At 48.8% G+C, this 25,607-nt stretch carries 21 protein-coding genes; 14 read left to right on the top strand and 7 right to left on the bottom strand.

Annotation, left to right across the window (positions count from 1 at the left end; all coding sequences use genetic code 11):
- The first annotated feature begins 253 nt into the window (after positions 1 to 253).
- Entirely contained in the window at positions 254 to 1,432 is a 1,179-nt protein-coding gene (locus ACGHTT_RS01950; RefSeq protein WP_390593193.1) for an alginate export family protein, read from the top strand.
- 94 nt (positions 1,433 to 1,526) lie between these two features.
- On the opposite strand, the gene katG is transcribed toward ACGHTT_RS01950, so the two are convergent.
- The 3 genes from katG to ahpC form a co-directional block, all read right to left on the bottom strand.
- The gene (gene katG, locus ACGHTT_RS01945) at positions 1,527 to 3,653 is read right to left on the bottom strand and encodes a catalase/peroxidase HPI (protein ID WP_390594968.1); all 2,127 of its coding nucleotides are present in this window, start codon (positions 3,651 to 3,653) and stop codon (positions 1,527 to 1,529) included.
- Between the two features lie 414 nt (positions 3,654 to 4,067).
- Positions 4,068 to 5,624: an alkyl hydroperoxide reductase subunit F gene (ahpF, locus tag ACGHTT_RS01940; protein ID WP_390593191.1), complete on the bottom strand. Its 1,557-nt coding sequence runs from the start codon at positions 5,622 to 5,624 to the stop codon at positions 4,068 to 4,070.
- A gap of 67 nt (positions 5,625 to 5,691) precedes the next feature.
- Entirely contained in the window at positions 5,692 to 6,255 is a 564-nt protein-coding gene (gene ahpC, locus ACGHTT_RS01935) for an alkyl hydroperoxide reductase subunit C (protein WP_390593190.1), read from the bottom strand.
- A 220-nt stretch (positions 6,256 to 6,475) separates the two neighbouring features.
- On the opposite strand from ahpC, the gene ACGHTT_RS01930 reads away from it, so the two are divergent.
- The 5 genes from ACGHTT_RS01930 to ACGHTT_RS01910 all read left to right on the top strand — a co-directional run bounded on the left by ACGHTT_RS01930 (position 6,476) and on the right by ACGHTT_RS01910 (position 11,231).
- Entirely contained in the window at positions 6,476 to 7,381 is a 906-nt protein-coding gene (locus tag ACGHTT_RS01930) for a hydrogen peroxide-inducible genes activator (protein WP_390593188.1), read from the top strand.
- A gap of 87 nt (positions 7,382 to 7,468) precedes the next feature.
- Positions 7,469 to 7,603: a hypothetical protein gene (locus ACGHTT_RS01925; RefSeq protein ID WP_390593187.1), complete on the top strand. Its 135-nt coding sequence runs from the start codon at positions 7,469 to 7,471 to the stop codon at positions 7,601 to 7,603.
- Positions 7,604 to 7,969: 366 nt separating this feature from the next.
- Positions 7,970 to 9,268 carry a CmpA/NrtA family ABC transporter substrate-binding protein gene (locus ACGHTT_RS01920; protein ID WP_390594967.1) on the top strand — a complete coding sequence of 433 codons (1,299 nt, stop codon included), beginning with the start codon at positions 7,970 to 7,972 and terminating at the stop codon, positions 9,266 to 9,268.
- A gap of 101 nt (positions 9,269 to 9,369) precedes the next feature.
- Entirely contained in the window at positions 9,370 to 10,365 is a 996-nt protein-coding gene (locus ACGHTT_RS01915) for an ABC transporter permease (protein ID WP_390593186.1), read from the top strand.
- An 8-nt stretch (positions 10,366 to 10,373) separates the two neighbouring features.
- Entirely contained in the window at positions 10,374 to 11,231 is an 858-nt protein-coding gene (locus ACGHTT_RS01910; protein ID WP_390593185.1) for an ABC transporter ATP-binding protein, read from the top strand.
- Positions 11,232 to 11,299: 68 nt separating this feature from the next.
- Here ACGHTT_RS01910 and ACGHTT_RS01905 read toward each other — a convergent pair whose 3' ends face one another.
- Both ACGHTT_RS01905 and ACGHTT_RS01900 read right to left on the bottom strand, forming a co-directional pair.
- Complete coding sequence (locus ACGHTT_RS01905) at positions 11,300 to 13,228, bottom strand: diguanylate cyclase (RefSeq protein ID WP_390593184.1); 1,929 nt, start codon at positions 13,226 to 13,228, stop codon at positions 11,300 to 11,302.
- 174 nt (positions 13,229 to 13,402) lie between these two features.
- Positions 13,403 to 16,345, bottom strand: coding sequence for a S8 family serine peptidase (locus ACGHTT_RS01900; RefSeq protein ID WP_390593183.1), 2,943 nt, complete (start codon positions 16,343 to 16,345; stop codon positions 13,403 to 13,405).
- Between the two features lie 462 nt (positions 16,346 to 16,807).
- Between ACGHTT_RS01900 and ACGHTT_RS01895 the strand changes: the two genes are divergently transcribed.
- From ACGHTT_RS01895 to tcdA, 5 genes are all read left to right on the top strand, one after another.
- A complete protein-coding gene (locus ACGHTT_RS01895; protein ID WP_390593181.1) occupies positions 16,808 to 17,890 on the top strand; it encodes a hypothetical protein in 1,083 nt (360 codons plus the stop codon).
- On the top strand, positions 17,887 to 18,618 hold the full coding sequence (locus ACGHTT_RS01890) for a hypothetical protein (RefSeq protein ID WP_390593180.1): 732 nt from the start codon (positions 17,887 to 17,889) through the stop codon (positions 18,616 to 18,618). The genes ACGHTT_RS01895 and ACGHTT_RS01890 overlap by 4 nt, the downstream gene beginning before the upstream one ends.
- A 101-nt stretch (positions 18,619 to 18,719) precedes the next feature.
- The gene (locus ACGHTT_RS01885) at positions 18,720 to 20,309 is read left to right on the top strand and encodes a 5-guanidino-2-oxopentanoate decarboxylase (protein ID WP_390593179.1); all 1,590 of its coding nucleotides are present in this window, start codon (positions 18,720 to 18,722) and stop codon (positions 20,307 to 20,309) included.
- A gap of 77 nt (positions 20,310 to 20,386) precedes the next feature.
- Positions 20,387 to 21,157, top strand: coding sequence for a hypothetical protein (locus ACGHTT_RS01880; protein WP_390593178.1), 771 nt, complete (start codon positions 20,387 to 20,389; stop codon positions 21,155 to 21,157).
- A 63-nt stretch (positions 21,158 to 21,220) separates the two neighbouring features.
- On the top strand, positions 21,221 to 22,024 hold the full coding sequence (gene tcdA / locus ACGHTT_RS01875; RefSeq protein WP_390593177.1) for a tRNA cyclic N6-threonylcarbamoyladenosine(37) synthase TcdA: 804 nt from the start codon (positions 21,221 to 21,223) through the stop codon (positions 22,022 to 22,024).
- Here the strand turns inward: tcdA and ACGHTT_RS01870 are convergent.
- Positions 22,014 to 22,439: a SufE family protein gene (locus ACGHTT_RS01870; protein ID WP_390593176.1), complete on the bottom strand. Its 426-nt coding sequence runs from the start codon at positions 22,437 to 22,439 to the stop codon at positions 22,014 to 22,016. The two genes, tcdA and ACGHTT_RS01870, sit on opposite strands and share 11 nt — an antisense overlap.
- A 107-nt stretch (positions 22,440 to 22,546) precedes the next feature.
- Here ACGHTT_RS01870 and ACGHTT_RS01865 point away from each other — a divergent pair, with 107 nt between their 5' ends.
- Positions 22,547 to 23,101, top strand: coding sequence for a cytochrome b (locus ACGHTT_RS01865; RefSeq protein ID WP_390593174.1), 555 nt, complete (start codon positions 22,547 to 22,549; stop codon positions 23,099 to 23,101).
- Positions 23,102 to 23,139: 38 nt separating this feature from the next.
- Positions 23,140 to 23,748, top strand: coding sequence for a YceI family protein (locus ACGHTT_RS01860; RefSeq protein ID WP_390594966.1), 609 nt, complete (start codon positions 23,140 to 23,142; stop codon positions 23,746 to 23,748).
- 43 nt (positions 23,749 to 23,791) lie between these two features.
- Here ACGHTT_RS01860 and ACGHTT_RS01855 read toward each other — a convergent pair whose 3' ends face one another.
- Positions 23,792 to 24,577 (bottom strand): TatD family hydrolase, encoded by a 786-nt coding sequence (locus ACGHTT_RS01855; protein WP_390593173.1) that lies wholly within the window; start codon positions 24,575 to 24,577, stop codon positions 23,792 to 23,794.
- Positions 24,578 to 24,757: 180 nt separating this feature from the next.
- Here ACGHTT_RS01855 and ACGHTT_RS01850 point away from each other — a divergent pair, with 180 nt between their 5' ends.
- Entirely contained in the window at positions 24,758 to 25,495 is a 738-nt protein-coding gene (locus ACGHTT_RS01850) for a glutathione peroxidase (RefSeq protein ID WP_390593172.1), read from the top strand.
- Positions 25,496 to 25,607: the final 112 nt, after the last annotated feature.

Raw genomic sequence — 25,607 nt, 5'->3', positions numbered from 1 at the left:
ACTTGCTTTCAGCACAGGCTACTTTGCCATCAAAAGTGGCAGACACTTTTTTTAAACTCGCGATCGTACCTACCAGCCCTCGCCATCGACGTCATCTTTTAGTTTTGGCATACAAATTGATACCTACAAAGTGTTACTCGCCAAACACCTATGAGTAGCAACACACGCAGCTTGATACAAATCAACAACACCTAGGCGAGATACACATAAGGTGTAAGCGTTCACCATTACCGAAGACCATAGAGAGTGAGATATGAAAAAAGTTTACTTGTCATTGGCTATCGCAGCCGCCGCATCATCACCCTACGCCCTAGCAGAATCAGCGCTCGAAACCTTCATGAAAGAGAGCAAAACCAATGTCGATTTTCGCTACCGGTTTGAAAGTGTTGAACAAGAAGGCATTGACAAAGATGCCGCAGCAAACACCCTCCGCTCTCGGCTGAGCTTTGTCTCCGGCAACATAAGTGGCTTAACCCTTGGCTTAGAATTCGATGATGTACGCCATTTAGGTGATGATGATTTTAATAGCACCAGCAACGGTAATGGCGCATATCCCGTCGTTGCAGACCCGGACGGCACCGATGTTAATCAAGCTTACGCCAAATACGTAAGCGGCGGATTCACGGCAACCGGCGGTCGTCAGCGAATCAATCTCGACGATCAACGCTTTGTCGGCGGCGTAGCTTGGCGCCAAAATGAACAAACTTACGATGGCGCTAGGTTACAGTTTGGCAGTGGCTCGCTCAGCGGCGAATACAGCTATGTATCACAGGTCAATCGCATTTTTGGGCCCGAAGGCGCGAACGCAACCTTAGATGGCGATGTACACTTATTGAACGCAAACTGGGGTTTAAGCGAAGGCCACAAAATCATCGGCTTTTATTACGATATGGATTTTGACAATGCCGCCGCAGCCTCCAATCAAACCTATGGCCTGCGCTATGAAGGCAAGTTTAAACCTGTGAGCGTGATCGCAAGTTATGCGGCTCAGTCCGAAGCTGGCGATGGCGCAGAATACAGTACAGACTACTACTTGCTGGAGGCCAAGGGAGCACTCGCCGAGAGCTTTAATTGGACAGTCGGCTACGAGGTTTTAGGTTCGGACGATGGCACAAAGGGCTTCCAAACGCCACTTGCCACTGGCCATAAATTCCAAGGTTTCGCGGATAAATTTCTTGGCACGCCTGCAACCGGTGTAGAAGATGCTTACATTGGCGCTGGCGCTAATCTAGGGCCTTTAAAGCTAGCGCTGACCTATCACGACTTTAAAGCGGCGGAAGGTAGCGCAAATTACGGCACCGAGTGGGATGCTGTAGTGGCCTACCCAATTAACAAACAGGTAACCACATTACTAAAATTCGCCGATTATCAAGCGGATGATTACGCATCAGACACACAAAAAATATGGTTACAAATTCAAATATCTCTTTGATCTAGCACCATCTCAGCAAATAAAAAGGCCTCCACTAGGGAGGCCTTTTAGCTTCATTATCTAAAAACGACAATTAAGTTTAGCTAAACCTTCATTACTGCTGCAAATCAAATCTATCCGACTGCATCACTTTTACCCAGGCGCTAATAAAACTTTTCGCAAACCTTTCCTGAGCATCAGCAAACGCGTAGCTTTCAGCAACAGCGCGCAATTCCGAGTTAGAACCAAAAATTAAATCTACGGGTGTCGCCGTGTATTTAACCTTACCCGATTTTCTATCAATACCTTCGTACAAGCCATCTACCTTGCTCTTACGCCACTGCGTTGACATATCCAGCAAGTTGACAAAGAAGTCATTGGTTAAAACCCCAGGTTTGTCGGTAAATACACCATGCTTGCTACCATCCGCATTCGCATTAAGCACCCGCATACCGCCAATCAATGCCGTCATTTCAGGCACGGTTAAGCTCAATTGATCGGCTTTATCCACCAACATCTCCGCAGGTGTGCGATACGCACCACTGGCCTCAAAATAGTTTCTGAATGCATCGGCCTTCGGCTCCAATAACGCGAAAGAGGCAATATCCGTTTGAGTTTGAAGGGCATCGCCCCTACCAGACGTAAACGGTACTTCAAGCTTCAAACCAGCATCATTCGCTGCTTTTTCAATTGCCGCCGCGCCGCCAAGCACGATGAGATCTGCCAGTGATACTTTGTCTTTACCGTATTTTTTTTGAATAGCGGTGAGTTTACCCAGCACTTTCGTCAACTCTTGCGGATTATTAATTGGCCACTCATTTTGCGGGGCAAGCGCAATACGCGCGCCATTGGCGCCACCACGCTTATCCGTCGCACGAAATGTAGACGCCGAGGCCCAAGCCGTGCGCACCAATTCCGGTACAGTTAAACCAGAATTCAATATATCCTGCTTAAGTTTTTTAACCGCTCTACTGTTAAGAGACTTAGCTTTCGCCGCAGGAATCGGGTCTTGCCAAATAAGCTCCTCGCGCGGTACATCCGCCCCTAAGTACAGAGCTCTCGGCCCCATGTCTCTGTGCGTCAACTTGTACCAAGCTTTAGCAAAAGCCATTTGATACTCGTCGGGATTTGCCAGAAACCGTTGTGCGATTTTTTTGTACTCTGGATCAAACTTTAACGCCAAATCTGCCGTAGTCATAACAGGCGCGTTAAATTTGCCTTTGACATGAGCATCCGGCACGGACTTATGCAAAGATTCATCCGTGGGCACCCATTGAATAGCACCGCCTGGGCTGCGCGTTTGCTTCCAATCAAAATTCAACAGATTTTGTAAATATAACGTGGTCCACTGAGTCGGCGCCTGAGTCCACGCTCCCTCTAAGCCACTCGTGACGGTATCTTCGGAGTGCCCCTTACCACACTTATTTTTCCAACCTAGCCCCTGACTCTCAAGGCCTTCAGCGCCAGGTTCAACGCCCACACAATCTGCCGGTTTATGAGCACCGTGCATTTTTCCAAATGTGTGCCCTCCCGCGATAAGGGCGACGGTCTCTTCATCATTCATGGCCATTCGGCCAAAAGCGACACGAATATTTTTCGCTGAGCCAATAGGATCTGGCTTTCCCTTTGGACCTTCTGGGTTCACATAAATTAGACCCATATGGGTCGCACCCAACGGCCGCTCAAGTTTGCCGTCTTTGTCTTCGCGATCACTCGCGAGCATTTCCAATTCTGGCCCCCAATAGACCACATCGGGTTCCCAATCATCGGCGCGACCACCGGCGAAGCCATAGGTTTTAAAACCCATATTTTCTAGTGCAACATTGCCGGCCAAAATCATCAAATCGGCCCAAGAGAGGCTTTGGCCATATTTCTGCTTCACCGGCCAGAGTAGACGGCGTGCTTTATCCAAACTGGCATTATCTGGCCAACTATTTAATGGGTCGAAACGTTGCTGGCCACCGTCAGCGCCACCGCGGCCATCGAGGGTTCGATAAGTACCTGCGCTATGCCAAGACATGCGAATAAAGAATGGACCATAGTTGCCAAAGTCGGCTGGCCACCAATCTTGAGAAGTGGTCAATAGCTGGTCGATATCTTTTTTAACAGCAGCAAGATCCAGCTGTTTAAATGCTTTGGCATAGTTGAAGTTTTCACCATAGGGATTTGAGCGTAAATCGTGGTCTCGCAGTGCCGAGAGATCCAACTGGTCTGGCCACCAAAACTGATTCGTTCGCGCCATCCCAGCGACAACTTTGCCACTTCCAACTGCGCCCTTTGGCTTTGATATTTCGTCTGCATGAGCAATTGTGACTGTAGCGGACGATAGTAGGCCGGCTATTGCGGTGCTTAATAGTAGATTACGTTTTTTCATTATTAACTCCATCTCTATTGATGCTGCGTCGCAGCTTTCATTGCATGAATGTCGCGATAAGCGACGTCTAACTTCTACAACATCCCTAGGTATCTACATCAAAGCCTTTTAAAATAGAGAGAAAGACTATCAGCGACCTAATGGCGCTCTGTCATGCCAGCGCCCTTAACCCAACAAGCCGCCTCAATACATCTCTAACAACTTCAAAAAACTGAAACCACAGGGTAATCATTGAGCTAGCATTCGGTGACAAAAACCAACTCAAAAACACGTTCACCTATGCTATCGGGTGAGCAAGTACTCAAACGCCGACAGCGCGGCCTTAGAACCTTCGCCCATAGCGATAACAATTTGCTTATACGGAACGGTCGTAACATCGCCACAGGCGAATATCCCTTGCACAGACGTTTGGCATTTTTCATTAATAACGATCTCACCCTGAGGGGTCTTATCAACTAGATTGCCAATGAACTGACTATTTGGCACCAAACCAATCTGGACAAAAATACCATCCAATGCCTCACGGTGAAATTCGCCAGACTGGCGATCTTGCCAATGCAGTGCCGATACTTTTCCAGACTCCGCTTCGACCTTCGTTGTTAAGGCATGAGTGAATATTTCGATGTTCGATCTAGCCTTTGCCTTATCGACTAAAACCTTATCGGCTTTCAACGCGGGCAAGAATTCAAACAACTTTACTGAGCGAACGATACCCGCCAAATCAAGCGCCGCTTCTACTCCTGAATTACCACCACCAATAACAGCAACATCCTTGCCTTTAAAAAATGGGCCGTCACAGTGCGGGCAATAGGCCACCCCGCTACCTATATTTTCTTTTTCACCAGGCACACCCAATTCTCGCCACCGTGCACCGGTTGCAACAATCAGTGTTTTAGATTCAATCAATTCGCCCGAGCTTAGCTTGATAGATTTAATAGCATTGTCATCCATGACTTCTGTCACACTTACATGCTCTTTCAGTGTGATAGCGTAATCATTGATATGGGAAATCAGTGCCGACGTTAACTCGGTACCGGTGGTTTTTGGCACCGATATCAAATTTTCAATACCCACGGTATCTTTAACTTGACCGCCAATACGGTCTGCAATAAGAGTTACAGCTAGACCTTTACGCGCTGCATAAATAGCTGCCGCCACACCTGAAGGGCCGCCGCCGATAACGGTCACATCCTGCAGCGGTAATTTGATACCCTGATTGCCTTTGGCGAGTTCGGGTGACCGCTGTAATAATTTTTCGAGTAGTAACGGCGCGTCCACCTTGCCGTTGGCAAAGAGTTCGCCATTTAGGTACACACTTGGCACACCTTGAATATCTCTATCGGCAATTAGCTGTGGAAACAATCCACCATCAATCATTTCTGTGGAAATGTTGCCATTTAGCAAGGCAAACTGATTCAATAGCTGCACAACATCTGGGCAGTTATGACAACTTAAGCTGACAAACACTTCGAAATGCAATGACTCAGTTACCGCACGAATGATGGTTTTAACACTTTCATCTAGCTTGAACGGCGTGCCACCAGCCTGTAACACAGCCAATACAAACGAGTTAAACTCGTGACCACTGGGAATCCCGGTGAAGATAATTCCTGTAAACTCTCCATCAACCTCGAGCTGAAAACTGATCGGGCTACGTAGTACCGAGGGAATATCACGTTCTTCTACACTTAATTTTTCAGACGCGCTTACGAATTGGCTCAGAAATGCCATAAGCTCTTGGCGCTTACTGTGGTTACCTGCCTGTACTATCAGCTTCACATCCTTAGTAAGGCTAGTCGTATACTGCGTTACAGCAGCAAGTATTTCTTTGCTAATCATGGTACTGCCTACCTAGGTTGAATAACATGGAGACCAGAAAAGCGGGCGAATGCCCGCTTACTTGTGGTTATATTTTGCCCACCAAGTCGAGAGATGGCGCCAACGTGGCTTCGCCCTCTTTCCACTTGGCAGGGCAAACTTCACCAGGGTGACTCGCGACATACTGAGCTGCCTTTACCTTGCGCAAAAGGTCTTGTGCATCGCGTCCAATACCTTCGGCGGTAATCTCCATCGCCTGTATCACACCGTCGGGATCAACAATGAATGTCGCCCGATCAGCCAAGCCTTGATCTTCCCGCATAACGTCAAAATTGCGTGTGATTTGGCCCGTTGGGTCGCCGACCATGGTGTATTGAATTTTGCCAATGGTCTCGGATGAATCGTGCCAGGCCTTGTGGGTGAAATGCGTATCGGTGGAAACCGAGTAAACCTCAACACCACGTGCCTGAAGCTCGGCGTAATGGTCTGCAACGTCACCTAATTCGGTCGGGCAAACGAAGGTAAAGTCAGCGGGATAGAAGAAAAATATTGACCACTTACCTTGCAAGTCAGCGTCACTGACCTCGATGAACTCGCCATTTTTGAATGCATTGGCGTTAAAGGGCTTAATGTTGGTGTTGATTAAGGCCATCAGTTATTTACTCCTAATTATACGCTTTGGGTTAATTGCCTTGGCTCTCAAGCCATCAGTGAAATCAATATAGGCGCTTTCGTAGTTCAGTTAAATTTGATAAAACTAAACACAACGTTCGTAAAAACTGAAGGTACAGCTAGTATAAAAGTACTTACTATTTGAACTTGAACCGACCGGCCAGATAGCTGAGCCCCCACTTCCATCAGGAGATAAGCCCTTGGTATCGCTCAAACAAATTCGTTATGCATTGGCTGTCGAGGAGTTTCTGCATTTCAAAAAAGCCGCTGAAAGCTGTGCCATATCGCAATCAGCCTTAAGCACTGCGATAACAGATATGGAAAAACAGCTCGGTTTTGCGGTGTTTGAACGCGACAATAAAAAAGTGCTTATAACACCTTTAGGTAAGCAGGTACTTACTTACGCAAAAAACATCTATGTGCAGATGAATGATTTAACCAGCCTCGCGGGGCAGATGCTCTGCCCCTTAAGCGGTAAACTGAGTATGGGCATGATTCCAACCATAGCACCCTTCATTCTCCCGCTTATGCTGCCTCCAATTAAGGCGAACTACCCGAAGCTGGATTTAACTGTCGAGGAGGATCAGAGCCATGTCTTGGTGAGGAAAGTTCTAGAAGGACAGCTAGATTGCGCCATACTCGCCCTGCCCTATGACTGCACCGGATTACTTAGCTTTAGTTTTTGGCAGGAAAATTTCTTTCTAGTCACACATAAAGATGATTTGCTCACTAAAAAGCAGTGTATTAAAGCGAAAGAATTAAGTTCATCAAATTTAATGTTACTTAAGGACGGCCACTGTTTTAAAGATCATGCGCTAAAGGTTTGCGGCATAGAAAGCGATAGCGCCTACGAAGCCGGAGGTACGAGTTTAAGTACCTTGATTCAACTTGTGGCGGGCAATCTCGGTACGACCTTGGTGCCTGAAATGGCCCTAACACAGTTAGTTAGCATCAACCCTAGCTTATCGGCAATCCCTATCGACGAACCAGGACCGCATCGTGCGATCGCATTTATTGTTAGGCCCAACTACCCCGGATTGAAAAACATAGAAATACTAAAACAACTCATTCGCGACGAGCTTGACGACTTAAACAACAAAAATTGAGAAAAACGAATATAGCTATCTGATTTTTGGGATGTTAACTATACATCGACTGAGTGAAAATTGGTGCACATACCAAGGAGTCAACCCATGAAAAATATTATTCAAGCCATCAGTGGCTTTTATTCTACAACACCAACCCGTAGCAATATGTATTGTAATTTTTCCAACAACTACTACGGCGATCAACAATGCATTAGCGCAACAGAAAGATCAACTCGCTAGCGATTGACCTTAAGCAAGCCGCTGTATTTCGGGCGGCTCAAACTCTGCTCCCTAGAGTTCTACATCACCTCCGAGTTATCGATTTCCCTTGCATTGATTTCGTGCAGCATTGCACCATTAGGCGCCAACTTCCATCGTCTACGCCCTCCCGTTACGCACCATTTCTGCGCAGCCTTTAACGTTAGGAAAAGTTTGCGCACTCAATCAGTGAATCGGTTGACGTTTTCCTTGTTCTTTGGCCATTTTTAATCATTGGCATGGGACTTGTATTACCTAGTTAGTATTTACAAAAATCAACCATGATCGGAGTGAACTATGAAGGGTGTAACTTCTTTACTAGCGGGACTAGCCGTTAGCTTAAGTGCTATGCATAGCACTATTGCGGCAGAGCCGGAAAAGGATGAGTTAAAATTTGGCTTTATTAAACTCACAGATATGGCGCCTCTAGCGATAGCGCTAGAAAAAGGTTTCTTCGAAGACGAGGGTCTGTACGTAGAGCTAGAGGCACAGGCAAATTGGAAAGTTCTTCTCGATCGCGTCATTACCGGTGAACTCGACGGCGCCCACATGCTGGCGGGTCAGCCGCTCGGTGCCACCATAGGTTTCGGCACTCAAGCTGACATTATTACCGCCTTCAGCATGGACCTAAATGGCAATGGTATTACCGTTTCCAATGCGATTTGGTCCGAAATGAAGAAAAATATTCCCCATGAAAACGGAAAGCCAGTGCACCCAATAAAAGCAGATGCACTTAAGCCAGTAGTAGAAAAGTACAAGGCTGACGGTAAGCCATTTAATATGGGGATGGTATTTCCTGTATCGACTCACAACTACGAGCTTCGTTACTGGCTTGCCGCAGGAGGCATTAACCCTGGTTATTACGCTCCCGCCAAGAACGACACCTCAGGTCACATCGATGCCGACGTCATTCTCAGTGTGACACCGCCGCCGCAAATGCCGGCGACGATGGAAGCGGGAACCATTTATGGTTACTGCGTCGGTGAACCTTGGAACCAACAAGCTGTATTCAAAGGCATCGGCGTACCAGTAATTACCGATTACGAAATTTGGAAAAATAATCCCGAAAAAGTATTTGGCGTGAGCAAGGCTTGGGCAGATAAGTACCCAGAAACCCATATCGCCGTGGTTAAATCATTAATTCGCGCGGCGAAGTGGCTCGACGATAACAACAACGCCAATAGACCAGAAGCCGTTGAGATTCTATCTAAACCCTATTACGTTGGTGCAGATTACGATGTGATAGCCAATAGCATGACAGGCACCTTCGAATATGAAAAAGGTGACAAGCGCGACATTCCAGACTTCAACGTATTTTTCCGCTACAACGCTACCTACCCCTACTACAGCGATGCAATCTGGTATCTCACACAAATGCGCCGCTGGGGCCAAATCGCCGAGCACAAGCCTGATAGCTGGTATATGGATACCGCTAAGAAAGTCTATCGTCCTGACATCTACCGAAAAGCAGCCGATGAACTGATAGCAGATGGAAAAATGACTGCCGCAGACTTTCCAACCGCCGCTGAAACAGGCTTTAAACCGGTACAGAAAGAGTTTATCGATGGAATTGCGTATGACGGTAGAAAGCCCAATGAGTATCTGCAGAAATTTTCCATCGGCCTGAAAGCCGACAGCAAATTATAACCTTTCCATAGGGCCGCGAGCTGAATGTACATTCAGCTCGCGCACCAGTGTTTATTTTTATAGTTGTATCCATGCCGTTTCGCGCATGTACGGAGGCCACAGTGGCGACAAGTAGCATAAACAATAGAAAAGGGCTTTTCGAATTTATCCGCGAGCTAGGTGGGTCCCCTGCGAGTGAACCCATTCGTCAAACCATCATTACTGGCATTACTATCGTCTTTTTCATCTGCTTTTGGCACATTGCAGCGGCGAAAGTCAACACCAGCCTTGGTCAACTGCCTGGCCCCACACAAGTATCTATACAGGCGCACGGCTTGTGGTTAGAGCACAAAGCGGAGCGCGAAAAAGAAGCGGCTTTTTATGATCGACAGACATTGCGCAATGAAAAGAAATTGCAGAGCAACCCAGATGCAAAGGTAAAATGGCGCACTTATACGGGTAGAGCCACGTATGTTGATCAAATTTTTACCAGTCTGAAAACGGTATTTGTTGGCTTTATCATCGCCTCTCTGGTCGCCATCCCTTTAGGCATTATTTGCGGATTATCATCGACGTTTTATAATGCAGTAAATCCCATAATACAGATTTTCAAACCTGTCTCTCCACTCGCGTGGCTACCGATAGTGACCATGATTGTAGCTGCCGTTTACGTGAGTGACGATCCACTTTTTGCAAAGTCATTTGTCACCTCCGCTATCACAGTCACCTTGTGCTGCTTATGGCCCACACTTATCAATACGACCGTGGCTGTGTCGGGCGTCAGTAAGGACTTGATCAATGTCAGTAAGGTTTTGCGCCTATCCGCCTTAACCCACATCCATAAAATTGTTATCCCGTCGGCTATTCCCGGCATGTTTACTGGCTTGCGCCTATCGCTTAGCGTCGGCTGGATGGTGCTCATCGCGGCTGAAATGTTGGCGCAAAACCCGGGTCTTGGAAAATTTGTTTGGGATGAATTTCAAAACGGCAGCTCCCAATCGCTAGCCCGAATCATGGTTGCCGTACTCACTATCGGTGTTTTAGGTTTTTTACTAGACCGCGCCATGCTCATGTTACAAAAAGCATTCAGCTGGGACAAAAGCGCAATCTTGCGCTAGGAGAAAAAATGGACACGCACAATCGGTTCTTAAGTATTGAAAATATCAGCATTGACTTTCCAACCCCGACCGGCCCGTTTAGAGCACTGGATGATCTTTCACTCAAAATACAACGCGGCGAGTTCATTTCTCTTATCGGTCATTCCGGCTGCGGTAAGTCTACGGTTCTCAATATCGTAGCCGGTCTTTATCAGGCCACCGAAGGCGGGGTCATTTTGGATGGCAAGGAGGTTAATGAGCCAGGGCCTGAACGCGCCGTGGTATTTCAAAACCACAGCCTTCTACCCTGGCTATCTGCCTATGAAAATGTGGAGCTTGCGGTTAAGCAAGTATTTAAAGGCAAAAAAACCAAAGCCGAAATGAAAGCGTGGATCGAGCACAATCTGCGGCTAGTGCACATGGACCACGCGATGCATAAGCGTCCAGATGAGATTTCCGGCGGCATGAAACAGCGGGTCGGTATCGCTCGCGCCTTAGCCATGGAGCCCAAGGTGCTTTTACTCGACGAACCATTTGGCGCGCTGGATGCACTAACAAGAGCTCACTTACAGGATTCACTGATTGAAATTCAAAGCCAGCTAAATAGCACTGTCATCATGATTACTCACGATGTCGATGAGGCGGTGCTTCTCTCAGATAGAATTGTCATGATGACGAACGGCCCAGCGGCCAAAATAGGCGAGGTCTTAGACATCGACTTGGCAAGGCCTAGGGACAGATTAGAGATGGCAAAAAATACACAATACAATCAATATCGCGCCCAAGTTCTGGAATTTTTACACAAGCGCCACAGCAACCCCGCGGCCAAGCCGTTGCAGGAAAAACTGACTGCGCCTGAAAAAGTGAAGGTAAGAGCGGTGGCTTGAACCATGCAATTTTGGCCGTGTAACCAGAGAGACGCTCTGGTTACTGGTCCGACCGCTATATAATTCCGTTAATCGGCCGCCACTTCTACCCTATTTCTGCCCGCGTGTTTCGCCATATAGAGTGCACTGTCGGCTCGTTGCATTAATTTCGACAGATCCCTGTCCGAATCTTTCAATTGTGCAACACCCAAACTGATTGTAATCGCCAGATCGTCAGCGACTGCTCGCATATCCATTTCTTCTACGCAAGCGCACAAGCGCTGCGCAACTTCAACAGCCTGCTCTGTATCCGCGCCTGGCAATATCGCTAAAAACTCTTCGCCACCGGTGCGCCCGATTTTGTCGTCCTTGCGTAATGCCAACTGCGCATACTCTGCTATTTTCTGTAGAACTCGGTCGCCAATATTATGCCCCCAAGTATCATTAATCCGCTTAAAATGATCTACATCGAAAACGATAATGCTAAAAGCGGCATTTTGACGTCGAGCCAACTCAAGCTCGGCGTTACCGCAGGTATAGATACTTCTGCGGTTTGGTAAGCGCGTCAACTCATCCGTCATAGCCATAATGTGCAAGCGTTGCGAACGGCGCCACTGTCGCACGCCAAACAAGGTAAGAAAAGCCAGCACTACCATCGACAAAGAAATCACCGCGATTTGCCAACGTCGCTTTTCTTGCAGCGCTAGAACTCTCGACTCGCGCACCGCCTGCTCAGATTTCAATGCCTGGTTTTCGGCTTCTTTTCTTGCCGTATCAAATTCGATTCGCATACGCGTGCTAGTTTGATCACGCAATTTGGAAGACAGCAGATCGCTTGTAGCTTGGTAGGACTGCAAAGCTTCAAATGCTTCTTGCCAGCGCCCCAGTGCACCGTAAACATCCGCTTGTAATTTTTGCACCCAACTTAAATATCGGTTGTTATCTAGAGCAACAACAATCGGGGACGCATTATCTAAGTGCACTAACGCATCAGTAAAATTTTTATTTGCGACATCAAGATAGGCGCTAAAGAGATGCCAGAGTGCCCAGCTGGATGCATCGTAGTCTTTATCAAGTAAAGGCTCTGCACTCAACAATGCACTTGCCGCTGCAGCTGTATCCTCTGCGCGAAGTCGATTATCTGCAATCGCGATATAACTCGTAAGCTGGCCATGCGCCAAGCCTTTGTTTTGGTAATATTTTAAGACATCCATATAGATGGCGAGTGCTCGAGCATACTCGCCCAAGTCATCATAGGTGAGAGCTAGAATGTAATTCGAATCCATGACGCTTTCCAAGTCGCCGCGAGATTGATAGAGATCGACAACTTCCTCTAGCAATGTTTTAGCCCGACTTAAATCACCCATGCGTCGATAGGTATTGGCCACCATCGAGAGAGAATATGCTGACCAATAGCGATTACCGAGCAGGTGGTACATCTGATAAGCGACTTGCAAGTCTTCCAGCGCCAACGCGAGATCACCTTGGTTGCTAAGCAGCTCGCCTCGGCTACTTAATGCATCGGCAATTAATCGGCGGTTCTCTGCCATTTCAGCTATTTTCAGCGCACTTTCAAAGTCCATTTTCGCGCCAGCCATATCGTTACCAAACTGGCGAAACCAACCTCTACATAATTGGAAATCGGCTTCTGCAGTAATATTCCTCATCGCTGAGGCTTCGAGCATCCAAGCACTCGCATTGGTAATGGCGGCCTGAACTTGCGCCGCTGTCTCTTCTGGTTGATACCAACAGGCAAGCTGACGGTAGCGCATTTGCTGCGCAGGGTTGCTGGGGTCTAAACGAGCCTTTAATAATGCCAAGCGCTCTAGGTAGATATCGCGCCCACCGATCAGCTCTGAGTTTTCCAACTCGATAAACTGTGCGTCAATCGAGCGCTGCTCAAGCTCTGCTTGGTCAGCAACGGCCTGCTGGGTGAAGAACTGGCCACCCCACAAAAGCACCAGGACGGCGATGCGAGCCATTCGACTCTTGATGATGGTTAACAAGCTGACAAGCATTCTTTTGACTCGATTTGGCGCGAAAATGAACCTGAGTGCAGTATATGACAAAAGTCTGCAGCTGTTCGAAAGTCCTAACCCAAAAATAAAAAGGCCCCGCAATGCGGGGCCAATAGTTACATCATTTTGTCGTCAGTAACGGTTCTTAACACCCTAAGACCCGTTTTAGCTAAATTACTCAATCTCTAGCTGACGACGCGCTTCATCGTTTGGCAGTAACCACATGTATTTGCCAGTACCTGATAGCCTTTCAATTTTCACCTTATCCCGTGCCTCAACAACCACTGACGGCTGATCCACGATGATTTCATTGGCAAGATCGATGCTACCGTACTGCACGTCAACACTGTCGCCATCGGTTTGACTATGACTTTCTAACCAATAGTTAAAGGTCGTATCGCCCTCAGTTAAGAAGCCGTAGTCGCCATACATATCGACGGTATGTACCGCACTGGTATCGTTGTAGTCATTCACAACGTTGTATTCCAGCACGAAGCTACCGGTGTTGAGGTTTTGCAGCGCAGTCACCATATTGCCACTCGCATCGCTAGCACCGGTCAACCAGCCTTGGTCATAGCTATACAGAATGTAATCATCCAAACCATCTTCATCGGTATCGATGTACATTGCGGTGTAGAGCTGTGACAGGTTGTTCCAAGGGCGCTCAGTCGCTAAACCAAACTGAACCACTGGCGTACCGCCGAAATCTGCGGTGCGATAACCCAAGGCTTTAATGGCATTAGAGGTGCCATCAAGGAATAAACCATCCTTACCCGCTAAGGTGAAGCCTTCGGCTATACCCATACCCTGACCTTGGTTGCGCAGCGTAAAGTTACCACGGCGATCTTCCTGCGCACGAATACGCGAGGCGGGATCAACAACTGCCAAGTAACCTACGGTCAGCTTATCCTCACCGTCGTCGAACACTAACCAGCCATCGACTTCCGTTTGGCTAAGGTAACCGTTATCTGCCGGCAACTCAGATGCATCCACTTTCATGCTCACCAACACTGGGCGCTTACTATTGCGGCCCATGTGTACGCGGTTAGGGAATTGCAGTGAAACACCTGAAACCTCACGATTCGGCACATGAGTCACATTGAAGGTGCGGCTGGAAGAAGACATATTCTTCAACATCACCAACTCGTGAGCGCGTGTATCGCGATCCTCGTTAATACGACCAAAGCTAATAGCACCAGGTATGGCAATGCTGCTCAGTTTTGCCGCGTCTGCAACGTTGATGACACCAGTACCCTGAAGCGTCAACGGATAAGGTGTATTAGAACCCGGGCCTCCGGCATTTGCAGAGTGAGAGGAGTTCTGCAACATGGCTTTAATGGCTTTTGGCTTCAAGTTCGGGAACTTTTGCAGCAACACGGCTGCAGCGCCCGCAACATGCGGCGTAGCCATCGAGGTACCGCTCAAACTTACAGCGCCATCACCCGACTGAGTCGCTGCGGATGAAATACCCACGCCTGGCGCTGCCAAGTCAGGTTTGAAATCAGAGCCACCATTGTTTGGACCACGGGAACTGAAACCCGCTAAGGTGTCATCGTTGTCCGGGAATGGCACATAGTTAGCAGCATCCAACACGCCTTCCGGCATGTCGCCACCGGTTATGGCGTTATAAATGAGCGTTCCGTTTTCCAATGAAATCATTGCAGCGGCCAAATCCACTGGTGTGCCACCCATAATGATCGGAGCACCCGCTGCGTTGTTGAAGACCACCGCAGCGTTGGCGCCTGCATCTAAGGCATTTTGCAATTTAATGGAGAAGGAACACCCGCCACGCTGTAAAAACGCAACCTTATCGGTCATGTTATTGGCCAGCGGCGTACAGGCGTTAAGTGGGCTGGCAATTTCCATCGCGCCAGAAATTGGACTGCCCTCTATGAGCGCGGGAGAAATACCTGAATAAGCGGCGTTGTAGTCACCGCCAACGATGTCACTGTTGACGTGCACAGCAAACTCATTGGCGCCACCGGCAACGGTAGCTGCCACAGAAATGGTTTTCTTGCCTGCGGCTGGAGCACCGTGCACATAAGGCACGCCGTTACCTGAGTTACCGGCAGCAACCACAACCACAACACCCATGCTAGCGGCATTGTCGGCCGCCACTGAAGATGGGTCATCTGGGCTACCGAAATCGGAGCCCAAGCTCATGTTAATCACATCGGCGCGATCATCAACGCTACCATCACCGTTTGGATCTAGAGCGAATTCAATGGCGTCAACTGTTAACGAGGTCGAACCACCATTGTCACCAAATACTTTAAGCGCCCAAATCTCGGCATCTTTTGCGACGCCAGGGCCAACCTTACCTTCAACGCCATTGCCTGCAGCAGAGCCGGCAACATGTGTACCATGGCCCTGATAGTCCATTGGGTTGTCATCTGGCTGGGGAACTGTCTGCTCTTCTGTATCACCGCCAGCGTCGTAGTTAGCACCCGCAAAATCATAACCCAGGGTGACTTTTGCTGTGGGGAAGGAACCTGGAATGACCGACGAAGGGTCAATACCGGTGTAATCACCATTTCCGCCAAAGTTTTGGTGCACGTAATCAACACCGGTATCGATTACAGCAATCTTTTTACCCGCGCCGCTGAAACCTAAGTCCCAAGCATCTGTTGCGCCCACCCAAGGAACCGAAACACTGTTCATCAACTTGTGGTGCGGTACACGCATGACCCGCTTAACACCCACCAGAGACTGAATGGCCGCCAAATCGCTACGGTCTACCAGCCATTTGCTGCCGTTTACGCCTGCGCGAAAGGTTTTAACCTCCGTGGCGCCAAGTTTCTTCATTTTGGCGCGGAACTGAGCTTGCTCAACGGCAATCTTTTCAGCCTGTTGCAACTGCCGGTCTCGGCTCGGCTCTGTATCGGTTGCTTCTAGCTCTTCAACCACAAACCCCGCCACAGAGGCACTTTCCAGCTCAACAAAAATCTCTAAGCGATTTTTACCGGCGGCAATAGGGGCCTGTTTAACATCGAGCGCAGCTCGCTCTAAGGAAAGCTTTGCGGGATCGAGTGCTTGAGCACCCGCCAGCGCAGCCACGGAACAAGATAGACATAGCGCGACGGACTTGCCGAGCGCAGATAGAGGCAATTTCTTCATTTAGCCAACTCCTTGGACAACGGTAAACAATTGAAGAACGCTTGTGGCATTCAACCAAATGCAATTTGAGAAAAACCGTACCTGAAAAATGACCGCAAAACAGGCCGGAATCTACCAGCTGGAAATAGTCGGGTGAACCATATTCCATGCCAATAAGACTCGGAACAACCCCAATAACAGTTTTATTTTTATGGTTATTCGAAGCACCAAAAAAGAACGTAAAAGTCCTACTGAACCGCAACTAAAATAGCACTTTTTGAGCTGGGATAGGTCAAAAACAGGCCATGGTATTAGTCACTAATCAGACCTCATACTTTGTAATTACTTTGAGTGAATAAACCTAAGTCTCACGCCGTCAAAAATAGATCGGGACACCCGTACGGTTTGCGACTGATTTCCTAGGCAATCATGCAGGCGCTAAATATAATGCCCAGCTCACATTGATACTGCATGGAACGCATCATGAATGGACTCGCAAGCTTGGGCCACATAGCCCAACAGCCGCACAAGAATACCCATCGCCGTTTTATTCACTTCTCTCAAAATACCGACGGCCGTTGCGGGCGCCCAGTGTATATTGACGCACAATTACTGCCCGATTTTCTCGCCGCTGTGGACATAAGCAGCTTTGCCGGCCTAGAAGTGGTGAAAAAAATTGAACAGCTACGGGCTTTGGGCGGAGGTATAAACAGCCATCAAAATAAAGACATAGCTAATAGTCATAAATGTTTAATGGCTAAAGTGGAGGTTCATTATTACATTACACAGGCCACTGGTAACAAATCCGGCGGAATCTATATAACGAATGTAGGTAGTATTACCAACAACAAAGATAAACCAGGTTTATACCGATATCAGAACGGAATCGTCAGAGCAAATAATACTGATTTTTTTGCTCTAGAGCAGGCTTTCATCGGATCGGACCAATCGATTGACAACCTTACCAATCGGTTCAAACCCTACGCGGAGGCAGATGGCTGGAATTCAATATCATATGAACTATTTTTTTCACCGAGTTATGACATAGATAAACATGGAACTTGGATAACCCCTGCTCAAAAATTATTTAACGAGTCTCAATCAATTGTCGAGCTAGCGAAGATATTACAAAAAACTCAACAGGCGATGATAAATAAAAGTGGCTCCTTCACTAAAATTAGAGTATTTGATAGTTCCAGTAGAATACTGGATAAATCACTAACGCTTGTAAAAGGTCATTTAGATAAACTCGGCTTTGAGTTTATTGACCCTGACACGGCAATTACATCAACGATAAGTCAACTGGCTGCAAAAAATGCGAAGCTATCCAAGTCCCCCGTGCAAATTACGTCTAGAAGATCAACCATCACACTTACTAAAGTGCGAAACGAAATTTCCAGCATATTGAGAAGCATAGGCAGACCAGAGAATGCGTCGGAAATAACAGAAAAAACAAATGTCTCTAGCGTAGCGCTATCAGTCGGTGGGGCGCTTAGTCACTCAAAGAGTAACTTTATAACAGCAGCAAGACAAGCAAACCTACTTGGTAAATGGCAAGGCAAATGATCATCGAAGATGTTTACCAAAATGCAAGCCCGCAATTGATGCAAGTCGTTGCGGGAAACTATTGCCTTTTCTTTCTTCTCCCTGGCTTTGGCGAGTATTACCCTGATAAAGTAAGCACCAGAGATCTGGAAAATAGATACTTTAGAGAAGGCATTACGGAAGTAAAAAGTCCGCCAGTTTGCTCGCTTAACTGGCCATGTAAGCTTAGAAATATAGAAGCTCTAGCTGGAGAAGTGTTTGTTGATATAAGACTAATTCTCTCAAGCAAAAACCCACTAAAAAATCACAGCAATTTATCCACTCACATCTCTGAAGAATATAAAAATTTAGAGCGAAATTTTTATAATCGTGGAGATGCAGACTCTATACTAGTTCACGAAGAATCACCGATGTATAAAAGAATTCCCTATCCGAAGTCACAACACCAAGTGGCTAGGAAAGGGGGGGAAATGCCCTATTACCAAGCTCAGGCCGGTTGTCATTTAAGCGGCATAACACCGATAGTCAACTACGCCCCCGCAGGTGAGGGAGTCGCCATCAAGTTTGACTTTCGGTTCAACGGGTTCACCGCGCAAAGCCCTGATGAACTGATTGCCAGAGACGCACTACTCGAGCAAATCTGCGATGATTTTATGAGTCATGTTGAAATTTCTCCCTTGCCTCGGGACGAGCGCCCAACTGTTACCCCACCGCCAATCGATAGCGCCAACCAAGACGATGGTTGGTAGCAGCGCTACTAGTATCATTTTTCGCATGAACTCATACGATTAACTCATTTTCCTATTGAGCCCAAGCTCACTATGCTTGGAGCATCAAATAGGAGAACCCCATGCAAACCTGCGGCGAACTACTGGCAAAATATCTTGCCGCCTATGGCATTGAAGTAGCCTTCGGCATTCCCGGCACCCATACCATTGAGCTGTACCGCGGCTTACCACAAACTAACATTCGCCACGTTACCCCTCGGCACGAACAAGGCGCAGGCTTTATGGCCGACGGCTATGCGCGAGTGACGGGTAAGCCTGCCGCCTGCATTACCGTTTCCGGCCCAGGCGCACTCAATATTAGCGGCGCCATGGGGCAAGCCCTACAAGACTCCCAACCCATGTTGGTGATCTCGGCGGACAACAACACCTGGCAGCGCGGTTTGGGCGAAGGCCGATTACACGAGACCCGCAACCTACAGGCAGCTATGGCTGAGTGCTCGCGCTGGGCGCACACCCTCACCCGACCCGAAGAACTGCCCAAGGTAATGGCGCGAACGTTTGCCATCTTCGCCAGCGAAAGGCCCGGGCCAGTGCATTTAACTCTGCCTTTGGACGTGATAACGGCGCCGGCCGATCATGTGCCGCTAGAGGTTTGGCCACTGCCCCACAAGCCTTCCGCTCACTCCCGCAGTGTCGAGCAAGCCGCCGCGCTACTCAATCGAGCTAAACGGCCACTATTGGCGCTAGGTGGCGGCTGTGCCGATGCGCAAGCTGCGGTATTGGCCCTTGCAGAACAATTACAAGCGCCAGTTAGCTTAACGCACAACGCCAAAGGCTTACTGCCGCCAGATCACCCCCTATTATTAGGCTCAAACCCTTCGTTTGCCTCCATCCGGCATGAGTTCGAGCAATCTGATGTGATACTCGCCATCGGTACCGAACTCTCCGAAACCGATTACGACTTTTTCTTTCAGGGCGATTTCACCATACCCGGCGCACTGGTTCGGGTCGATATTGCCGCTGATCAGTTAACGCGAAACTGTAAGCCCAGCCTTGCTATACACTCCGACGCGAGTGAGTTTGCTCAAGCGTTAACGACCAAACTCATCAACACCGAAACGCGCATGGAAGATGCTAAGCAACGGGTTGCCGAGGCTAAGAAAAAACATCTACAGGAGATACATCCGGGCTACCAAGCATTTCTCGATAGCCTGTTAGAGGCTCTACCGGCCGCAATCATCATGGGCGACTCAACACAGCCAGCCTACTATGCAGCCAATCAATTTGACGCCACCGTCCCGCGCAGTTTTGGCTCTGCCGCGACTGGTTACGGCACTTTAGGCTGGGCATTGCCGGCTGCCTTTGGTGCGCGCCTAGGCTCACCCGATAGGCCCGTAATTGGCTTACTCGGCGACGGAGGCATTCAATTTTCGCTCAACGAATTAGCCACCGCCGTCGAGGCAAAAATACCCGTTTGCATTATCATTTGGCACAACAGTTGTTATGAAATGATTGCGATGAACTTTCGCGATGCCGGTATGGAGCCCATAGCCTGCGATATCTATGCGCCCGACTTTATAAAGATTGCCGAGGCTTATGGTTGCCAAGGTGTAAGAGCCAAGAATTTACAGGAATTGAAATCGGCGCTCCTGCACGCACAAGCTACAGATTTACCCACCATTATCGAAGTGCAGGAAAACGATTTCATCTAGCCGTCAGAAACGCATGTTTACCCCATAACAAGCCGAGCGCAATTTACAGCCGGTTTGTTATGGATCACACTCCGGCCATGAAAAGACTCGCGGCACTCGTTAACAAGCACCTAATAATCCTCGCCCTCATCGGCTTTAGCCAAAACCTGTCTGCGAGCGATCCAACCCCGCAGCTCACGCCCAGCTACTGGTTTCATCAAGCGCAGGCCAAAGACTTGGCGCCAGATCCAAGCCAACATTACAGGCCCTTCAGCCTGTCGTCAGACGCATCGGGTTATCGTATTCGGCTACTGAAAAAGCTAGCGGATTGGCACCAACAACACACCAACGGCTTGACCGTGAGGCTTGAACAAAGTGCCACCGCACAACGCAACGCAGCGCTCAAGATCGGCTTGTTGATTGCCCGCGAACACACCGACATACCCACCCCTGAACAACGACAAACTTGGTATCAAAACAATTTCAAAGCGTTAGATTTGGCAAACTTTGATGACAATAAAGCGCATCTATTAATGACCTTTTGGAGCGAGCCAGACGCCAAGCAAGGCCGCTGGCGGAAAGACTATCAACTCTCTATCGCACCCAGCGAATGGGGCCGGCCGTTAGACTTTGAACTGCCGTTAGCCGATTTTATTTGCAGCTACGAATTGAACTACCAGCGCACCATGGCTTCGAGTCAAACCGATTGCTCAACAATCCATTGGCAAGAGCTCACCATCGTGAGTGAAACCCGAGACCAAAATGTTCTGCGCAATCTAGATAACACAGCTTTCGAATCTCAGGTAATTGCCGAGCACTACCGCCTTTTACAGTTAGAGCAATTACAGCTATCCATCATCGGAGAATAAGGCTAACGATTGAGCCATCCTGGTATCGCGCTATAATGGCGGTTTTTCCAGCCCTTGATTCTCATGACCGAAGTACAACTCCCCTCCGCCTACTTACAGCGCTTCGGCGGCATCGCTCGTCTGTACGGTATGGACGCCTTAACTCGGCTCGCCGGCGCACACTTTGTGGTCATTGGCATTGGTGGTGTTGGCTCTTGGGCCGCAGAAGCCTTAGCGCGCACAGGTATAGGCCAGATTACCCTTATCGACATGGATGAGGTGTGCGTCACCAATACCAATCGACAACTCCACACCCTCGCCAGTACCGTCGGGCAGCCAAAATCGGCAGTTATTGCCGAGCGCTTGCGGGGCATAAACCCCGATATCAATGTGCAGATTATCGACGACTTTATCGAACCGGAAAATGTGGCGGAGCTGTTGAATAATCATCAAGATGTGGTCATCGACTGTATCGACTCAGCACATGTGAAGGCAGCCGTTATCGGTTATTGCAAACGCATAAAACTCACTGTTATTACCGTCGGTTCGTCCGGCGGAAAACGTGACCCGCGCCAAATTACATCGCTAGATCTTGCCAAAACCACTAACGACCCACTACTAGCGCGCACGCGCAACAATTTGCGCCGGAATTATAATTTCTCTCGCAACCCAAAAAGAAACTTTTCCATTGAGGCCATCTACTCCACCGAACAGTTAAAATTCCCCACGCCCGACGGCGGCATTTGCGAAAATAAATCGGCGCTCGGTGCAGAGGTTAAACTGGACTGTGGCGGCGGCCTAGGTGCGGTGACAATGGTCACGGCCAGCTTTGGTTTTATTGCCTGTTCGCGCGCCATTGAGCGATTTTTAGCGAAAACTACACGTTAGGCGACTGTGCAGACAGGAGCACGCGATTGACCAGCGCAGCAAAACCATTATTACGCGACGGCGCCAAGTGATGATCCAACTGAAACCGATTCAATAAATGCGGCAAATCCATCGCCACAATATCCACTTTGGTTGCACCATCAACGTGCGCCAACAGCAACGCCGCCAAACCCTTGATGATGCGCGAGTCCCCATCCACGGCGAAATATAATCGACACTCACGCTCTATGCTAAATAACCAAAGTGACGTGTCGCAACCGCGCACAAGGTATTCGTCTTGCCGCAGCCACGGCTTAACGCTTAGACTGTTGCCCCAAGTCATCAACATCTTGTATTTTGCCTGCCAGTTGCGGGCACGCGATAAGGCAACCCAATCAACGTTGCTAAATTCACTGATCAGTGCCGAAGAGTCCATAAGCTTTCGACATGTCTCCAAACAAGATGCCAATGTAAAGCAGGCTATCCTACACTAGCCAATCAACAGTACCAACGCGCTACCCATTAGAAAAAAGGCTCCCAGCCATGCTAAAAGACTCCACTGATCGATATGGCACCCTCAGCCAATGCTTGCACTGGAGCAGTGCCGTGTTAACCCTTGCATTATTTGGCTTAGGTATTTGGATGGTGGAGCTCAGTTATTACGACAACTACTACCATCAAGCGCCCGCGCTCCACATCAGCTTAGGCATACTCCTGTTTGGCTTAACGGCGATAAGAATTCTGTGGCGCCTATGGCAAAACTCACCGCAAGCCATTGCAGGCTCACCTAAATGGCAGCAGCAGTTAGCGCTAGCCTTAAAATGGGCGCTGTTAAGCTTACTCACACTGCTTGCGCTGACCGGTTACCTGATGACCAGCGCAGAGGGTGCAGGCGCGAGCTTTTTCGACTGGTTTGCGGTACCGTCTAGCATCCAATTAAGCAGCACCAACGTAGATAGAGCTGGACTATTGCACGAATGGGGCGCCTGGCTATTGATAGCCCTTGTTGTACTTCATGCCGGCGCTGCCTTTATGCATCACTTTATTCAAAAGGATCAAACCTTGAAGCGCATGCTGCCGTTCAACAAAACTCACTAACCCTAGTCCCGCTAACACTCACCAAAAGGAAACTGATGATGACAAAGTACAACGCAATAAACGCAAAACCTAAGCTGTTGTGCCGAGGCCTACTCGCGGCTGCCGGCTTATGGTTAGCCGCCACCAGTGCGCAAGCAGCCGATTATGTGATCGACACCAAAGGTGCCCACGCCAGTGTCAATTTTGCCATTCAGCACCTTGGCTATAGCTGGCTCACCGGTCGCTTCAACGAATTCAGCGGCGAATTTAGTTACGATGCCGCTAAACCTGAAGCCAGTAAGATTAACGTGGAAATTAATGTCGCCAGCGTCGATTCAAATCACGCGGAGCGCGATAAGCATATTCGCAGTAAAGACTTTTTAAACACCGACAAACACCCAACCGCCACTTTCGTCAGCACCGGCGTGAAAAATGCTAGCGCCGATAAATTCGACCTCGAAGGTAACTTAACCTTCAATGGCGTAACCAAACCGATTACCATCGCAGTGTCCAAAGTAGGTGAAGGAAAAGACCCATGGGGTGGCTACCGCGCGGGTTTTTCCGGCGAAATTACGCTTAAGCCTTCAGAGTTTGGTTTAACGTACAACCTAGGCCCAGCGTCTGAAACGGTAAAGCTTTGGCTAAATGTTGAAGGCATCAAAAAGTAATTGTGACGGTGGTTTTGGTTGCGCTTATTCGGTAAACGCGTCCCTAAATCCCAAATAATCGCTGGCCATTGGCGCGCATACGCGTCGCCAACTGCGCCAGCGATTCACCGCGCAGCTGCGCCACCGCTTGCGCAATCTCCCCTAAATATTCAGGCCGATTATCAGCCCCTTGGCGCCCGTACACGGGCATCGATGGTGCATCGGTTTCCAAAAGAAAACTCTCGGCCGGCAGCGCTTGAACCGTCGCGCGAGTTTTGCTGGCACGCGGGTAGGTGACCACACCGCCAATGCCCAACAACAATCCTCGGCGAATATATTCCTCAGCCATCGCAAGACTCCCGCTAAAACCGTGCACAACCCCTATCACTCCAGGGTAGCGATTCAGCACCTCAAGCAACTGATTGTGCGCTCTATGCTGATGCAAAATTACCGGCAAAGCTTTATCTTGCGCAAAGGCCAATTGGCTCTCAAGCCAAGGCACTTGTTGCGCTAATGGCAACTCGATCGCACCATCTAACCCGCACTCGCCAATGGCAACGCAGCCTGCGCTAGAATAATGAGCGGACAAGGCCTCAGCCAGCAGCTGTGGCGTTAATGTGGTCGGTTGCTTTGCTATCCACCAGGGGTGCAAGCCGATAGACCAATAACTACCTGTCCCCAGACTTGCCGCACACGCTTGTGCTCGCAACCACTGTGCTGGCTCTAAGCCTGGAATGAGGGCCCCAGCCACACCACGCGCTTGCGCAGCGGACCAACGCGCCGCGCGCACGGCATCGAAAGCGGGCATATCTAGATGGCAATGGCTATCGAACCAACTTTCCTTAAGCACACCAGTAATCTCGCGACAAACGTACGATTGTAAAATTTTATGGCAGCGAACCACTTAATAGCTATAAATAGCCATAAGCTATCAGTTCAATTCAATCAATTGATTTTACCAATAAAAGCAAAGTAACCATACTAGCCCCTGTTGATCGAATAATCACCCCAGCCTAAACAGGAGTTAAACATGTTAGCCAGTAAAGAAGGCCACAAGGTTCCCGACGTTACTTTCCGCACCCGTGTCGAGGGCGAGTGGAAATCCATCACCACTGAAGATATTTTCAAAGGCAAACGCGTGGTGTTGTTCGCCTTACCCGGCGCGTTCACCCCCACTTGCTCGACCACACACTTACCGCGTTATAACGAACTAGCACCAACATTAAAAGCGAACGGAATTGATGATCTCATTTGCCTAAGTGTCAATGACAGCTTCGTCATGGAAGCTTGGGGCAAAGACTTAGACGCTGCCAACATCACGCTATTGCCAGACGGCAATGGCCACTTCAGCGCCGGCATGGGTATGCTGGTGGATAAAGAGGACTTAGGCTTCGGCAAACGCTCCTGGCGCTATTCGATGCTAGTCAACGACGGCACCATTGAAAAGATGTTCATCGAGCCAGAAAAGGCCGGCGACCCCTTTGAAGTATCTGACGCAGACACCATGCTCGATTTCATTAACCCAAGCGCCAAAAAGCCAGATCGCGTCAGTGTATTTACCAAGCCCGGTTGCCCGCACTGCAAGCGCGCCAAACAGCTGCTGACCAACAAAGGCTTCGATTACGAGGAAGTCGCCCTTGGCAGCCATGGCCTAAGCTATGCATCGCTCAATGCGATTACCGGCCGAGGTACCACGCCGCAGGTTTATATTAACGGCAAGCACATAGGTGGTGCCGACGAGTTAGAAGCTTACTTCAAAAAAGCCTAAGCATTAATGCACACACTTGGAACAATCCGCCTGCACCTGCATCCATAGGGCAGGCGGATACTACCCAAGCAAGGTAAAGCCACTTAACCCTGAACCTTTTCCTTTATTAACC

Origin of the sequence: Simiduia litorea (genome assembly GCF_042853465.1) — a bacterium.
GTDB classification, from domain to species: domain Bacteria; phylum Pseudomonadota; class Gammaproteobacteria; order Pseudomonadales; family Cellvibrionaceae; genus Simiduia; species Simiduia litorea.
The sequence above is the reverse complement of the archived record's forward strand: the minus strand, read 5'-3'. Positions and strand labels throughout refer to the sequence as shown.

What these genes read in the sequence shown, in the direction of transcription:
- ACGHTT_RS01865 (WP_390593174.1), top strand. Translation starts at nt 22,547, where the DNA reads ATGCTAAAAGACTCCACTGATCGATATGGCACCCTCAGCCAATGCTTG.
- ACGHTT_RS01870 (WP_390593176.1), bottom strand. Translation starts at nt 22,439, where the DNA reads ATGGACTCTTCGGCACTGATCAGTGAATTTAGCAACGTTGATTGGGTT.
- tcdA (WP_390593177.1), top strand. Translation starts at nt 21,221, where the DNA reads ATGACCGAAGTACAACTCCCCTCCGCCTACTTACAGCGCTTCGGCGGC.
- ACGHTT_RS01880 (WP_390593178.1), top strand. Translation starts at nt 20,387, where the DNA reads ATGAAAAGACTCGCGGCACTCGTTAACAAGCACCTAATAATCCTCGCC.
- ACGHTT_RS01850 (WP_390593172.1), top strand. Translation starts at nt 24,758, where the DNA reads ATGTTAGCCAGTAAAGAAGGCCACAAGGTTCCCGACGTTACTTTCCGC.
- ACGHTT_RS01885 (WP_390593179.1), top strand. Translation starts at nt 18,720, where the DNA reads ATGCAAACCTGCGGCGAACTACTGGCAAAATATCTTGCCGCCTATGGC.
- ACGHTT_RS01900 (WP_390593183.1), bottom strand. Translation starts at nt 16,345, where the DNA reads ATGAAGAAATTGCCTCTATCTGCGCTCGGCAAGTCCGTCGCGCTATGT.
- ahpC (WP_390593190.1), bottom strand. Translation starts at nt 6,255, where the DNA reads ATGGCCTTAATCAACACCAACATTAAGCCCTTTAACGCCAATGCATTC.
- ACGHTT_RS01905 (WP_390593184.1), bottom strand. Translation starts at nt 13,228, where the DNA reads ATGCTTGTCAGCTTGTTAACCATCATCAAGAGTCGAATGGCTCGCATC.
- ACGHTT_RS01890 (WP_390593180.1), top strand. Translation starts at nt 17,887, where the DNA reads ATGATCATCGAAGATGTTTACCAAAATGCAAGCCCGCAATTGATGCAA.
- ahpF (WP_390593191.1), bottom strand. Translation starts at nt 5,624, where the DNA reads ATGATTAGCAAAGAAATACTTGCTGCTGTAACGCAGTATACGACTAGC.
- ACGHTT_RS01925 (WP_390593187.1), top strand. Translation starts at nt 7,469, where the DNA reads ATGAAAAATATTATTCAAGCCATCAGTGGCTTTTATTCTACAACACCA.
- ACGHTT_RS01860 (WP_390594966.1), top strand. Translation starts at nt 23,140, where the DNA reads ATGACAAAGTACAACGCAATAAACGCAAAACCTAAGCTGTTGTGCCGA.
- ACGHTT_RS01920 (WP_390594967.1), top strand. Translation starts at nt 7,970, where the DNA reads ATGCATAGCACTATTGCGGCAGAGCCGGAAAAGGATGAGTTAAAATTT.
- ACGHTT_RS01910 (WP_390593185.1), top strand. Translation starts at nt 10,374, where the DNA reads ATGGACACGCACAATCGGTTCTTAAGTATTGAAAATATCAGCATTGAC.
- katG (WP_390594968.1), bottom strand. Translation starts at nt 3,653, where the DNA reads ATGGCGCGAACGAATCAGTTTTGGTGGCCAGACCAGTTGGATCTCTCG.
- ACGHTT_RS01950 (WP_390593193.1), top strand. Translation starts at nt 254, where the DNA reads ATGAAAAAAGTTTACTTGTCATTGGCTATCGCAGCCGCCGCATCATCA.
- ACGHTT_RS01895 (WP_390593181.1), top strand. Translation starts at nt 16,808, where the DNA reads ATGAATGGACTCGCAAGCTTGGGCCACATAGCCCAACAGCCGCACAAG.